The organism is Streptomyces sp. NPDC091972 (assembly GCF_044756385.1).
GTDB lineage: Bacteria > Actinomycetota > Actinomycetes > Streptomycetales > Streptomycetaceae > Streptomyces.
The window spans coordinates 285,243-297,766 of sequence record NZ_JBIVSV010000007.1; the positions used below are offsets into that span (position 1 = coordinate 285,243).

Below are 12,524 nucleotides of genomic sequence, written 5' to 3' on the forward strand. Positions count from 1 at the left end.
GCGTTATCCACAGGGTCGGACGGGGGATTCGTGATCGGCCTACCATGGCCGGACCGACGTTCGTGGACCGATGCGGACGGCTTGGGAGGGGGACAGGCATGGGGCGTTTCGTACGGTGGGCGGCTGTGGCCGCCGCGGGCGTGCTGCTGGCGGCCGGCTGCGGCGGCGGTTCGTCGGACGGCGGTGGGGGCGAGGAACGGTCGGGCGGCGCGCGGCCGACTACGACCGGCGGGAAGGCGCTGCCCGCCGCGCTGACCTCGCAGAGACCCGACTGGGAGCGCTGCAAAGCCACCGCGCACTCCTCCGCGCCCGGCAGGGACTGGCAGTGCGCGACGTTGAAGGTGCCGCTGGACTGGTCGAGGCCCGGCGGCGAGACGATCGGCCTCGCCCTGATCCGCTCCCGGGCCCGCGGCGGCGACCGAATCGGCTCGCTCCTGTTCAACTTCGGAGGCCCGGGGGCGTCGGGCGTCGCCGGAATGCCCGGATACGCCGCCACCGTGTCGCTGCTGCGCGAGCGGTACGACCTGGTGAGCTGGGACCCGCGCGGGGTCGGTGCCAGTGAGGGCGTCCGGTGCCGCGGCGACAAGGAGACGCAGGCGGCCGAGGCCGTGGACGCCACCCCGGACACCCCGGCCGAGGAACGGGCGTACCTGCGGGACGCCGCCGACTTCGCGAAGGGCTGCGAGAAGGACGCGGGTGACCTGCTGGCCCACGTCTCGACCACCGACACCGCACGGGACATGGACCTGATGCGTCAGGTCCTCGGCGACGACAAGCTGTACTACTTCGGCATCTCGTACGGCACCGAACTCGGCGGCGTCTACGCCCACCTGTTCCCCAAGCGGGTGGGGCGGCTGGTGCTCGACGCGGTCGTCGACCCCGGCGCCGACATGGTGGACCACCGGAAGAACCAGGCCCGGGGCTTCCAGCACGCCCTCGACAACTACCTCACGTCCACCGGCCAGGACCCCGAGCGGGGCACCCGCAGGATCGCCGACCTGCTGGACCGCATCGACACGCGTCCACTGGAGACCTACTCCGGCCGGAAGCTGACTCAGGTGCTCGCTTTCACCGGCATCGTCCTGCCCCTGTACCGGGAGGACAGCTGGCCCTCCCTGACCAGCGCTCTCGACACGACCGAGCGGGGGGACGGCTCCGAACTGCTCGCGCTCGCCGACGGCTACAACGAACGTGACTCCTCGGGGCACTACGGCCTGCTTCCGCAGGCACAACGGGTCATATCGTGCCTGGACGACAAGCAGCGGCCCACCCTCGCGGAGGCGAAGCGACTGCTGCCGGAGTTCGAGCGGATCTCCCCCGTGTTCGGCCCGTTCCTCGGCTGGGACGCGGCCGGCTGGTGCCACGACTGGCCGGTGCCCGGGCAGTACGAGACCCCGGAGGTGAGCGCGCCCGGCGCGGCACCGGTACTGGTGATCGGCAACACGGGCGACCCGGCCACGCCCTACGAGGGTGCCCGCAGGATGGCCGACGAGCTGGGCAAGGGGGTCGGCGTGGAGCTCACCTGGAAGGGCGAGGGACACGGGGCGTACGGGAACGGGAGCGACTGCGTGGACGCCACGGTGAACGCGTACCTGCTGAAGGGCACCGTGCCGCAGGACGGCAAGGTCTGCGCCCGGTGAGGGAAAGGGACCCGGCACACGTGGTGCCGGGCCCCTGCCGTCGAGACGTGGGCCTAGTAGACCGGCTTCTCGGGCTCGATCTGGTTGACCCAGCCGATCACGCCGCCGCCGACGTGCACGGCGTCGGAGAAGCCCGCGGACTTCAGGACCGCGAGGACTTCCGCACTGCGGACACCCGTCTTGCAGTGCAGGACGATCTTCTTGTCCTGCGGCAGGCTCTCCAGGGCGGTGCCCATGAGGAACTCGTTCTTGGGGATCAGCTTGGCGCCCGGGATGGAGACGATCTCGTACTCGTTGATCTCCCGGACGTCGATGATCTCGATGTTCTCGCCGTCGTCGATCCACTCCTTGAGCTGCTTGGGAGTGATCGTCGAGCCGGCGGCCGCCTCCTGGGCCTCCTCGGAGACGACGCCGCAGAAGGCCTCGTAGTCGATGAGCTCGGTGACGGTCGGGTTCTCGCCGCAGACCGCGCAGTTCGGGTCCTTGCGGACCTTGACCTGGCGGTACTGCATCTCCAGGGCGTCGTAGATCATCAGGCGGCCGACGAGGGGCTCGCCGGTGCCGGTGAGGACCTTGATGGCCTCGGTGACCTGGATGGAGCCGATGGACGCGCACAGCACGCCCAGCACGCCGCCCTCGGCGCAGGAGGGGACCATGCCCGGCGGCGGGGGCTCCGGGTAGAGGCAGCGGTAGCAGGGACCGTGCTCGGACCAGAAGACGGAGGCCTGGCCGTCGAAGCGGTAGATCGAGCCCCAGACGTACGGCTTGTTCAGCAGCACGCACGCGTCGTTGACCAGGTAGCGGGTCGCGAAGTTGTCGGTGCCGTCGACGATCAGGTCGTACTGGCTGAAGATGTCCATCACGTTGTCGGCCTCGAGCCGCTCCTCGTGAAGGATCACGTTCACGTACGGGTTGATGCCGAGGACGGAGTCGCGCGCGGACTCGGCCTTGGAGCGGCCGATGTCGGCCTGGCTGTGGATGATCTGGCGCTGCAGGTTCGACTCGTCGACCTCGTCGAACTCCACGATGCCGAGCGTGCCGACGCCCGCCGCGGCCAGGTACATCAGCGCCGGCGAGCCCAGGCCGCCGGCGCCCACACAGAGCACCTTGGCGTTCTTCAGCCGCTTCTGCCCGTCCATCCCGACGTCGGGGATGATCAGGTGGCGGGAGTACCTGCGGACCTCGTCTACGGTGAGCTCGGCAGCGGGCTCGACCAGGGGTGGCAGCGACACGGGGACTCCGTTGGTCGGTCAATCACTACGGTTGTTCTCTCCGTAACACTGCCATGGCCTTTTTCATTCCGAGACACCCGTTCCAATCCGCGAGACGATTTCGTCCCAGTAGCCGGGCATGGTCTCCCAGGGGTCGACGCGGCCGCCGCGGTCCGTGCGGTCGGTGAACCAGATCGTGGCGGCGCCCTGCCAGCGGGCTATCCGCAGGGCTTCCTCCAGATGGGGGCCGGGCACCCCGTGGACCAGGTGGCAGAAGCGGTCGGGCGGGTAGTCGGCGGTCCACTCCGCCACCTGCGACCAGCGGTAGTCGCTCCAGGGGCCCGAGAAGGTGACCAACTGGTCGGCGGTCTCGGCGTAGCCGGGGTGGGGATGGGTGCCGTGGCCGAGGACGATGTGGGCATCGTCACGGACCGCGCGGAGCGTGGTGACGGTGCGGCGGACCTCGGGGAGCGCGGCGCGGTCGGTCGGGCAGCGGCCCAGGAGGAAGCCGTCCACCTGGTACCAGTCGAGGTAGTGCTGGGCTCCGGAGACCGTCTCGCCGTGGGTGCGCGTCCCGTGGAGGGTGTCCAGGCGGCCGAGGACGCGGACGCCCGCGTTGCGCAGCCGGCCGGCGGCTGCGAGGCAGTGCGGGTCGGGGCGGGTGCCGGGGCCGTCGGCGACGTCGAGGACGGCCCAGTGCAGGGGGGTGCCGGGGCGGGTGAGTTCGGCCCATTCGGCGGGGGCGACCAGGGGGTGGGCGAAGCCGGGGACGCCGAGGCCGGTGCGCAGTTCGGTGTGCGAGGTGCTGGTCCTCGTGCTGGTCAGATGCGGCATGCCGCCTCCATCCAGATGTCGGCCAGGGACTCCTCCAGGTTGATGCGGGGACGCCAGCCGAGCCGGTCGCGTGCGGTGCGCACGTCGGCCTGCTGCCAGCTTCCGCAGCCGTCGGGGTACGGGTACGCGACGGGTGCCGCGTGGTCCGACTCGGAGCGGGGGTGCCCGATGGTCGCCCGCAGCGGGCCGGGCGGGCCGTCGAGTTCGTGGAGGGCACCGCCGTATCCGGCGACCCGGGCCAGCACGGCGGCGGCGTCGCGGAGGCGGACGGCACGGCCCGAGCCGATGTTGATGACGCCCTGTGCGGCGGAGAGCGAGGCGGCGTGGACGGCGCGGGCCACATCGCGGACGTCGACGAAGTCGCGCTGGGCGCCGAGGCCGCCGAGCTTCAGTTCGCCGTCGCCGGACTGCATGGCGCGGCGCATCGCCTCGGCGAGACGGCCGAGCGGGGAGCCCGCGGGGGTGCCGGGGCCGGCCGGTGAGAAGACGCGCAGGACGACCGCGTCCAGACCGGAGCCGAGGACCAGTTCGGTGGCGGCGAGTTTGCTGACGCCGTACGGGCCGCCGGGGCGCGGTACGGCGTCCTCGGCCGTGGAGGAGCCGGGCTGGCTCGGCCCGTACTCGGCGCCGCAGCCGATCTGCACCAGACGTGCCCCGCAGCCGCTGCGCCGCAGGGCCTCGCAGACGGTGGCGACGGCGACCGTGTTGTGGCGGGTGAGTTCGCGGGCGCCGCCGCGGGTGGCGCCGGCGCAGTTGACGACGACACCCGGGTGGACCGCGTCGAGGAAGCGGGTCAGGGCACCGGGGCTGCCGGACGCGAGGTCGAAGCGGACGTCGGCGTCGTCACCGCGGCCGAGGGCGGTGAGCTGGACGGCGGGGTCGGCGAGCAGGCGGTCGGCGACGAAGCGGCCGAGGTAGCCGTTGGCTCCGATCAGCAGGACTCTCATCGGGCTGCTCCCGGGGCCTCGGGGGCGGGTCGGGAGGTGGTCATTGCGGGTTCTCCTTCGGGAGGGGCTTGTGAGTGGCCTCCGGCGGTGGGCCGGGGTGCTTGCGGCGGTGCGGTCCGGTGGGGCGCGTCCGGTGGAACAGGTTCGCTGGGCGGGACCGGGTGGGCGGGTCTATGGGGGGTGGCTGCGGTTCGGCGGTGCCGGTGGGACGGTTCCGCCGGAGTGGGCGGGGCCCGCACCCACCGCGGTCGGCCGGTGATCGCGCCGGGTGAGCGACGGCTCCTACGGCGGGTGGGCGGCTGTTCTCCCTCTGACCGGAGAGCGACCGCTCCCTCGTGAAGGGTGAGCGCCTGCCCCCTGTGGCCGGTGAGCGACTGCCCCCGTGACGGGTGAGCGGCTGGCCCCTGGCTGGGGTGGTTGCACCCGCGGCGGGTGGCGGCCACGCCCACGGCAATCGCCGATCGCGGCTACGGCGGGTGGGTGGCCCGGAGTCGGGTCAGCACGGCGCCTCCGCCTGGGCATGGGCATGGGCCGACGCTCGCGTCAGCTTGCGGGACCCGTGGATCAGCAGGGCCAGGGCACCGAGCCCGCAGGAGAGGATCTGGATGCCGCCCGGGCCCCAGAGGTCCACGAGGGCGTCCACCGGTGCGGCCAGGAAGCCGCAGCCCGGCAGGCGGGAGGCGAAGGACGAGGCCAGGGCGGTCGCCTGGGCTGTGACGGCGGCGGTGAGGACCACCGCGGGGGCGTGGGTGAAGCCGTGGACGGTAAGGAGGCGGGCGAGGAAGAGGAGGGCGCCCAGGGCGATGACCTGGGTGTGGGCGGTCGGTTCGGCCAGGACGGCCGCGGACAGGACCGACAGCGCGGCCAGGGCGCACAGGTACAGGGCGAACGTGCCGAACAGGAGGGGTCGTACGGAGGCCGCGAAGTCCTCCAGGCCCCGGCTGACGGTCAGCCGGGCGCGGGCGCGGGCCGCGAAGAGGTGGGCGGACCAGGCCGCCGGGGCGCAGGACAGGGTGAGGGCGAGGACGGGAGCGGTGACCATGGGCCAGGGGCCGTCGGCGGCGCCGGTGGGAAGGGCGTCGGGGCCGCCGGTCACGGCCGCCGCGAGGAGGCCGTCGCCGAGGGTGGCGTAGGCGAGGAGCCAGTACGTCCAGGTGGAGGTGCCGGTGGTGGGTGCCCGGTCGGGGGTGCCGAGGGGGCCGCGGGCCAGGGCCGCGCGGACGGCCAGGGACACGGCCAGGAAACCCACCAGGGCAGCGACCAGGCGGGACTGGCCGTCGGTGAGGCGGATGCCGGCCACCGTGGCCGCGCAGAGGGCGCCGGGGAGGAGGGTGAGCAGGACCCAGTCGGCGCGGGGCCGGGATGTCTGCTTCGGCGTGGGGGGCGGGGGCGTCTCGCCGTCCCTGGGGACGCGGGCGTACATCTCCTCGGCGAGGGAGAAGACGTCCCGGTGCCGGAAGCGGACGGCGGTGCGGTCGGTGACGCCGTGGGCCTCCAGGCCCGCCGCGATCTCCAGGGGGTCGACGGCCCGTTCGCACAGCTCGCGGTGACGGTGCATCAGGGCCTTCACCGGATCGGCGGCGGAACGGTGGGCGGGAGCGGGGGTGGTGGGCTTGACGCCGGTGGAGATCTCGGGGGCGCGGGGGGTGTTCGGCGCCGGCGGGGTGTACGGGTCAGCGCCGTCGGACGGGGTGACCGAGTGCGGGCCGGTGTCGTCCGGCTTAGCCTCTTCGGACACCTCGGCCTCGTCGGGCACCTTGGATTCGCCGGACTCCTGGGCCTCGTCGGGCACCTTGGACCGGCTGGACTCCTCGGATTCGTCGAGCCTTTCGACCTCTCCCGGCTTCTCCGACGCGCGGAGCGCCCCAGCCTCTCCGGACTTCTCCGACTCGCCGAGCCTTTCGACCTCTCCCAACTTCTCCGACGCGCCGAGCGCCTCGGCCTCTCCGGACACCTCCAACCTGCCATGCCCCTCGGACTCGCCGGACTCCTCGGTTTCGCCGGACTCCCGGGCCTCTTCTGACACTCCGGTCACGCTGGATGCCTGGGTCACGTCGGACACCTCGGTCACACCGGATGCCTCGAATTCACCCGAGACCGCGGGGCTCCCGGACTCCCCAGAGGCCCCGGACCCCCCGAAGTCCCCGGAATCCCCAGAGGCCCCGGACCCCCTGGGAGCCCCGGACTCCCCGCCCACCACACGCTCCCCGGCCCCCTCGGGAACTCCGCGGTCCTCCGCCGCTCCCGGCGCCGACCTCGCCGGCTTCACCGACCGCCCCGACGCTGACGCAAGCCACTCCTCCGACTCGCTGTCCCACGGCCCGGGGCTTGCTGGGGTGCCCGGGCGGTCGAGTCCGACCTCGCTCATCCGGCCGCTCCTTCCGTGGCGCAGGGAGGTGTCGCGCGGACCGGGGGCCCGGCGGCCCAGCCAGGGCCGCCCCGGGCCACGACGCGGGTGTTGCGCTCCGTCCAGCGGCCGGGCACGTGGGCCTCGGCCGGGGCGGCGAAGGGCAGCGGCTCGCCGGTGTCGTCCAGGACGACCCGGCGGACGGGGGTGCGCGAGACGATCTCCAGGTAAATGCCGTGAAATGCCGCGACGTTCTGTTCCACGGTGAACAGTTCGAGCGCGCGGGCGCGTGCGGCGGCGCCCAGGCGCTGCCGGCGCTCGGGGTCGCGCAGCAACATGACGCACGCCTCCGCGAGCGCCTTCGGGTTGCGCGGCGGGACGACGAGCCCCGTGCCGCCGATGACCTCCACGACCGCTCCGACGTCGGTGGACACGGTGGCCCGGCCGCAGAACATGGCCTCGACGAGGCTGATCGGGAAGCCCTCGACGACGCTGGACAGGACGGTGACCGCGCCCGAGGCGTGCGCGTCGGCGAGTGTCGGCACCTCGGGTCCGCCGATCTCCTCGAAGGACACGGGGTTGTCGCCCACCGCGTGCAGCCCCTCCGCCTCGTCCGGGAAGAGCTGGGCCGCCAGCGCCCTGCAGTGCCCCAGATAGGCCGCGCCCTCGGGGCCGGTGGGCGCGCCGACGATCCTCAGCCGGGACTTGGGCTCCTCCTTGCGGATCTCCGCGAAGGCGTGGAGCAGCGAGATCAGGTCCTTGGCGGGTTCGATGCGGCCGACCCAGACCAGCGTGTCCGGGTCCGCGCACTCCGCGGACTCGCCCACCTCGGTGAAGCGGCCGGCGTCCATGCCGGGGTGGACCGTGCGCAGCTTCGCGCGGTCGGCGCCGCAGCGCTCCTGCCAGCGGCGGGTGTGGCTGTTGCCGGGCGTGACGACCGCGGCCCGCCGGTAGGTCTCGGTGGCGAGCCGGCCGTGGAAGGCGGCAAGCAGGGTTCGTACGGCGGGCGGGGAGTCGGTGTCGGCCAGGTAGTGCGTGCGCAGCTTCACGCCGTACTCGGTCACCAGGAGCGGGACGCCGGTGAAGTGCCGGGCGAGGAGTCCGGGCAGGGCGGCCGGGCCGCCGGAGGCCGCGTGGCAGAGGTCGACCGCGCCGAGGCCGTCGTCCTCGTACCAGTCGAGCGACAGGGGGCGCAGGGCGCGCTCCAGGTGGGCGGCCACGGCGAGCAGATCCGGTACGCGGGCCGCGCGCGCCGTCTGCCGGGCGCCGGGTGCACGACAGGCGCGCTCCAGGGCGCGTACGGCGGTCTCGGAGCGGAGCGCCCCGGCCAGTCCGCCCTCGTCTCGGGCGAGTTCGGCGAGCGAGTACAGGGCGTTGGCGAAACGGTCCGCCTCAGTGGCCGACGACTCCCCCGAGGCGTCGCCGACGGTTCCCTCGCACAGTGCCGCCGCCAACTCGCCGTAGCACTCGGCGAACCGGCGGCGCGCGCGCCGTCCGTGGACCACGCCGTCGTCCTCCGCGGTCCACAGCGGGGCCGTGATGACCCTGCCGACCTGCGGCGGCAGCTGGACCCAGCCCTCGTCCTCCTGGCGCTCGCTGCGGCTGAGCGCGTAGACGTCGAACTCGTGCTGCTCGAGCCCGCGCACGAGCCGGTCGCACCAGAGCCCGGCGTCACCGCCCACATACGGATAGCCACCCTCCGTAAGCAGTCCTATGCGCACGAGTGCACCCCCGATCTCCCGTATGAGGAGCCGTCGTTGGCCCGGCGGCTCGCAGCGGGACGAAGGTATGCGGACAGGACGGTGGCGCGACGGACGGTTGTCCATCGCGCCACCAAAAGGGGTGAACGCTCGTAACTTTCCCGTGCGGGTCGCGTTCGGTCGCGCTAAGAGATCATGCGGATACGGAACGTCAGGTCACGGCCACTTCCCGGCGCTCCGCCCTGCGCCGGGCGGCGATCCGCGGATCGAGTGCCGGTACGGCGGCCAGGAGTTGCCTCGTGTAGGGGTCCCGCGGGCTGTCGTAGACCTCGTCCACCGGCCCCTGTTCGACGATCCGGCCGTGTCGCATCACGGCGACGCGGTCGCTGACCTGGCGTACGACGGCGAGGTCGTGCGCGACGAAGACCAGTGCGAGGCCGAGTTCCCGCTGCAACTCCCCCAGCAGGGCCACCACCTGGGCCTGGGTGGTGACGTCGAGGGCGGAGACCGGCTCGTCGCAGACGATGACGCGCGGGTCGGCCGCGAGCGCCCGGGCGATGCCCACGCGCTGGCGCTGGCCGCCGCTGAACTCGTGCGGGTAGCGGTCGTAGTGCGCCCCTTCGAGCCCGACGCGCTCCAGGAGCTCCCTCACCCGCCCCCTGATCCGCTGCTCGTCCCTCTCGCCCCGCGCACGGAGCGGGTCTGCGATCGACTCGCCCACGCTGCGGCGGGGGTTGAGGGAGGAGACGGGGTCCTGGAAGACCATCTGCACGGCCGGGTCCACGCCCACGCGCGCGTGGCCGTCGTGGCGGACCTCTCCCGCCGTCGGCTCCAGCAGGCCGACCAGCATCCGTCCCAGCGTCGTCTTGCCGCTGCCGCTCTCGCCGACGACGCCGAGGGTCTCACCGCGGCGGACGGTGAGCGAGACGTCGTCGACGGCCGCGAAGGCCTTCCTGCCCCGGCCGAACTCGCGCCGCAGGCCCCGCGCTTCGAGCACCACCTCGCCGGCTGCCCGGGACGGCGCCCGTGGCGCGTCCACGCGCGGTACCGCCGCGAGCAGGTCGCGGGTGTACGGCTCCCCCGGGGCTCCGAGCACGGCGGCGACCGGCCCCTGCTCGACCGTGCGACCGTGCCGCATGACGAGCACGTCGTCGACGCTCTCGGCGGCCACGCCCACGTCGTGCGTGACCAGCAGCAGGCCCATACCGGTCTCCTGGCGCAGCGTGTGCAGCAGGTCGAGGATCTGGGCCTGGACGGTCACATCGAGCGCGGTCGTGGGCTCGTCGGCGATCAGCAGGCGGGGCCGGCAGGCCAGCGCCATCGCGATGAGGGCGCGCTGGCGCATGCCGCCGCTGAACTCGTGCGGCCGGGACCGGGACCGCCGTACGGCGTCCGGAATGCCGACCCGGTCCAGCACCTCGACGGCACGCGCGCGTGCCGTGCGCTGCGACACACGCGTGTGGACGCGGTACACCTCGGCGATCTGGTCGCCGATCGCGTAGTACGGGTCCAGGGACGACAGCGGGTCCTGGAAGACCATCGCGGCCTTCGCACCCCGCAGCCGCCGCAGTTCGTCGTCCGACGCCCGCTGTACGTCCACCCCGGCGACCTCGACGGAGCCGCCCACGCGCGCGCCCGTGCCGCGGTGCAGCCCGAGCAGGGCGGAGGCGACGGTGGACTTGCCGGAGCCGGACTCGCCGACCAGGGCGAGGGCCGCCCCCTGCTCCAAGGTGAAGGAGAGGCCGTCGACGGCGCGCAGGTCGCCGAACCCGACGGTCAGGTCGGTCACGTGGACGAGACTCATGCGAGCACCACCCGTCGGTCGGCCACCGCGTACAGGACGTCCGCGACGGCGTTGGCGAGCACCACGAAGAAGCCGATGACCAGGACCATGCCGACGACGACCGGGAGGTCGACGACGGTGACGGCGTGGACCAGTTCCTGGCCGATGCCCGGGAGGCCGAACAGCGACTCGACCAGGACGGCACCGCCCACCGCGCTGCCGAAGTCGTTGGCGTTCAGGGCGATGATCGGGGCGAGGGCCCCGCGCAGGGCGTGCCGGCCGACGATCGCCCGCTCGCCGACGCCGTAGGCCCGGAAGGTGCGGATGTGGTCCTCGGCGAGCGTCTCCAGCATCGACGCCCGGGTCAGCCGGGCGAAGTAGGCCGCCTCGCCGAGGGCGAGCGTGACCCAGGGCAGCAGCAGGCCCCACATCCACTGCTCGGGGTCGTCCGAGAAGGGGACGTACTCCGGGAAGGGCAGCAGTTCCAACTGGCCGCAGACCACGATCATCAGGACCAGGCCGATGACGAAGGTGGGGGTGGCGACGCCCGCGAGCGTGACGCCGGTCAGCGCGCGCTCGCTGAACCGGCCGCGCCGCCAGGCGGAGAGCACGCCCGTGCCGACGCCCAGCAGCAGCCAGAGGACCATCCCGCCGAGGACCAGGGACAGGCTGACGGGCAGCTTGTCGAGGATGATCCGGGTGACCTGCTGGTCGCTCTGGTACGACAGTCCGAGGCAGGGTGCCGGGCAGTGCTCGATGGAGGTGCCGGTGGAGTAGTCGTGGCCGGCCACGACGCCCTGGAGGAAGTGCCAGTAGCGCAGGTAGAGCGGGTCGTCGAGCCTGAGCTGCTGGGCGACCTGGTGCACCTGTTCCGGCGAGCAGCGCGGGCCGCAGGTGATCTGGGCGACGTTGCCGGGGGTGGCGTAGAAGACGACGTAGATGATGACCGAGAGGGCGAGCAGGGTGAGCGCGGCGCTCACCGCCCGGCGCACGGCGAATCCGGTGAAGCCGCTCATGCGGTGCCCTCCTCGGCGGTCCCGGAGCCGCCGGCTCGGGACTGGCCGGTGCCGGCCCTGCCGGCCTTCGCCTCCTGTCTGCGGCCCGTGCCGACGCGCAGCCTGGAGGCCGCGCGCGGGTCTAGGGCGGTGCGGATGCCGTCGCCGAGGACGGTGAGGGCGAGGACCGTGACGAACAGGGCGGCCGCGGGCAGCAGCAGGTACTGCGGGGCCGCCTGGTACCAGACGTCGGCCGAGGTGAGCATCTGTCCCCAGGACGGTGTGGGCGGCTTGACGCCGACGCCGAGGAAGGACAGGGCCGCCTCGATGGCGATGTTCGCCGGCACCATGAGCGCCGCGTAGGTGATGACGGGTGCGGCGAGGCCGGGCAGCAGTTCCCGGCGGGCGATCCGCAGGGTGCCCCAGCCGCTGAGCCGGGCGGCGGCCACGTAGTCGAGTTCCTTGAGGGTGAGCGTCTGGGCGCGCGTGATCTTGCCGATCGTGCCCCAGGCGACGAAGCCGATGATGAGCGCGACCAGGACCGGCCGGGGGAAGCTGCCCGGCACGACGGCCAGCAGCGCCAACGCCATGATCATCAACGGCATGGCCACGATGATGTCGGTGATCCGGCTCAACAGTTGATCAACCCATCGGTTGCCGAGCGCGGCCGCGACGCCCACGACGACACCGAGGAGGACCTGTACGGCGGTCGCCCCCAGCGCGACACCGAGGGAGACCCGCGCCCCGTACACCAGCCGGGCGAACAGGTCGCGTCCGGTCTGGGGTTCGACGCCCAGCCAGTGGTCCGCGCCGACGCCCCCGAAGGAGCCGATGGGCACGCCTCCGCGCGCGGAGTCGATCAACGAGGGGTGGTAGGTCGTCGGGTCCTGGCCCTCCAGCGCGGTCAGCAGGGGCGCCGCGAGGGCGACCAGGACGAGCAGTGCGACGACGGCGGCCGCGACCACGGCGGCGCGCTGCGCCCGCAGCCGCCGCCAGAACTGACGGGCCCCCGAGGCCCCCGTGGCGGCTGCCTCGGGGACCTCGGGGGCGACAAGTGCCTCGCTCAT

General features: G+C 73.1%; 9 protein-coding genes. 1 reads left to right on the top strand and 8 read right to left on the bottom strand.

Features of this window, described 5'->3' with window-relative positions; genetic code table 11:
- The first annotated feature begins 98 nt into the window (after nucleotides 1-98).
- The gene (locus tag ACIQJT_RS22790) at nucleotides 99-1,640 is read left to right on the top strand and encodes an alpha/beta hydrolase (RefSeq protein ID WP_402646152.1); all 1,542 of its coding nucleotides are present in this window, start codon (nucleotides 99-101) and stop codon (nucleotides 1,638-1,640) included.
- Between the two features lie 53 nt (nucleotides 1,641-1,693).
- Here ACIQJT_RS22790 and moeZ read toward each other — a convergent pair whose 3' ends face one another.
- The 8 genes from moeZ to ACIQJT_RS22830 all read right to left on the bottom strand — a co-directional run bounded on the left by moeZ (nucleotide 1,694) and on the right by ACIQJT_RS22830 (nucleotide 12,524).
- Nucleotides 1,694-2,872, bottom strand: coding sequence for an adenylyltransferase/sulfurtransferase MoeZ (moeZ, locus tag ACIQJT_RS22795; RefSeq protein ID WP_365462878.1), 1,179 nt, complete (start codon nucleotides 2,870-2,872; stop codon nucleotides 1,694-1,696).
- Between the two features lie 63 nt (nucleotides 2,873-2,935).
- Nucleotides 2,936-3,685: a spherulation-specific family 4 protein gene (locus ACIQJT_RS22800; protein ID WP_402646156.1), complete on the bottom strand. Its 750-nt coding sequence runs from the start codon at nucleotides 3,683-3,685 to the stop codon at nucleotides 2,936-2,938.
- Entirely contained in the window at nucleotides 3,673-4,632 is a 960-nt protein-coding gene (locus ACIQJT_RS22805; RefSeq protein ID WP_037719791.1) for an NAD(P)-dependent oxidoreductase, read from the bottom strand. Before ACIQJT_RS22805 ends, ACIQJT_RS22800 begins: the two co-directional genes overlap by 13 nt.
- A gap of 496 nt (nucleotides 4,633-5,128) precedes the next feature.
- Nucleotides 5,129-6,370 (bottom strand): hypothetical protein, encoded by a 1,242-nt coding sequence (locus tag ACIQJT_RS22810; RefSeq protein ID WP_402646497.1) that lies wholly within the window; start codon nucleotides 6,368-6,370, stop codon nucleotides 5,129-5,131.
- Between the two features lie 626 nt (nucleotides 6,371-6,996).
- Complete coding sequence (locus ACIQJT_RS22815) at nucleotides 6,997-8,700, bottom strand: DUF3492 domain-containing protein (protein WP_402646160.1); 1,704 nt, start codon at nucleotides 8,698-8,700, stop codon at nucleotides 6,997-6,999.
- A 190-nt stretch (nucleotides 8,701-8,890) separates the two neighbouring features.
- Nucleotides 8,891-10,483 carry a dipeptide ABC transporter ATP-binding protein gene (locus tag ACIQJT_RS22820; RefSeq protein ID WP_402646162.1) on the bottom strand — a complete coding sequence of 531 codons (1,593 nt, stop codon included), beginning with the start codon at nucleotides 10,481-10,483 and terminating at the stop codon, nucleotides 8,891-8,893.
- Nucleotides 10,480-11,478, bottom strand: coding sequence for an ABC transporter permease (locus ACIQJT_RS22825; protein WP_402646165.1), 999 nt, complete (start codon nucleotides 11,476-11,478; stop codon nucleotides 10,480-10,482). The genes ACIQJT_RS22820 and ACIQJT_RS22825 overlap by 4 nt, the downstream gene beginning before the upstream one ends.
- Nucleotides 11,475-12,524 (bottom strand): ABC transporter permease, encoded by a 1,050-nt coding sequence (locus ACIQJT_RS22830; protein WP_402646168.1) that lies wholly within the window; start codon nucleotides 12,522-12,524, stop codon nucleotides 11,475-11,477. The genes ACIQJT_RS22825 and ACIQJT_RS22830 overlap by 4 nt, the downstream gene beginning before the upstream one ends.

Bases quoted from the DNA above. Each gene is read 5' to 3' on its own strand.
- ACIQJT_RS22820 (WP_402646162.1), bottom strand. From the start codon at position 10,483: ATGAGTCTCGTCCACGTGACCGACCTGACCGTCGGGTTCGGCGACCTG.
- ACIQJT_RS22790 (WP_402646152.1), top strand. From the start codon at position 99: ATGGGGCGTTTCGTACGGTGGGCGGCTGTGGCCGCCGCGGGCGTGCTG.
- ACIQJT_RS22830 (WP_402646168.1), bottom strand. From the start codon at position 12,524: ATGAGCGAGGCACTTGTCGCCCCCGAGGTCCCCGAGGCAGCCGCCACG.
- ACIQJT_RS22825 (WP_402646165.1), bottom strand. From the start codon at position 11,478: ATGAGCGGCTTCACCGGATTCGCCGTGCGCCGGGCGGTGAGCGCCGCG.
- ACIQJT_RS22805 (WP_037719791.1), bottom strand. From the start codon at position 4,632: ATGAGAGTCCTGCTGATCGGAGCCAACGGCTACCTCGGCCGCTTCGTC.
- ACIQJT_RS22800 (WP_402646156.1), bottom strand. From the start codon at position 3,685: ATGCCGCATCTGACCAGCACGAGGACCAGCACCTCGCACACCGAACTG.